This is a genomic window from Amycolatopsis jejuensis, from assembly GCF_000717335.1.
Classification (GTDB): Bacteria; Actinomycetota; Actinomycetes; order Mycobacteriales; family Pseudonocardiaceae; genus Amycolatopsis; species Amycolatopsis jejuensis.
On sequence record NZ_JNYZ01000094.1, the window covers coordinates 1 to 885 of the forward strand.

Sequence of the window (885 nt, forward strand, 5' to 3'; positions counted from 1 at the left end):
CTCCACCGACGTACGCACCATGCCCGCCTCCGTCAACACCCCCACCGCAGCCTCCAACGCCGACCGAAACTCCGGATCCACCCCATCCACAAAAAACCCACCACCCACACCAAACCTCAACCCACCCACCACACCACCCGACACCACCCCCACATCCACCGGCACCAACCCCACCGAACCCGCATCACGCCCATCAAAACCCTCCACCACCCCCAACACCAACGCCACATCCACCACCTCCCGCGCCAACACCCCCACCTCATCCAACGACCAACTCAACGGCAACACCCCAAACCGACCCACCCGACCCGCACTCGGCTTCAACCCCACCACCCCACACCCCGACGCCGGACCCCGCACCGAACCACCCGTATCCGTCCCCAACGAACCAAACACCAACCGCGCCGACACCCCCGCCGCCGAACCACTACTCGACCCCACCGTCACCCGCTCCAAATCCCACGGATTACGCGTCCGCCCAAACGGATAACCCGTACCCGGACCCATCGCAAACTCATACGTCTGCGCCTTCCCCACCACCACCGCACCCCCCAACCGCAACCGCTCCACCACCCCCGCATCAAAACCCGGAACAAAACCACCCAACGCCCGAGAACCCCCCGTACACCGCACCCCACCAACAAAAATCAAATCCTTCACCGACAACGGAACCCCATGCAACGGCCCCCGCCACAACCCCCGCGCCAACTCACCCTCCACCACCCGAGCCGCCGCCAACGCCTCCTCCCCCATCACCGTCACCAACGAACCCACCACCGAATCCAACCCAGCAATCCGCTCCAACACCTCCTCCACCACCACCACCGGCGACACCTCACCCCGCCGCAACAACCCCGACAACACCCCCAACGACAACTCAGCAAA

The 885-nt window shown here is 64.9% G+C and carries 1 protein-coding gene; it reads right to left on the reverse strand.

Features of this window, described 5'->3' with window-relative positions:
* A partial coding sequence (locus tag OO71_RS45880; protein ID WP_162186199.1) for an amidase occupies positions 1 to 825 on the reverse strand: 825 nt, incomplete at its 3' end.
* Between the last annotated feature and the right edge of the window lie 60 nt (positions 826 to 885).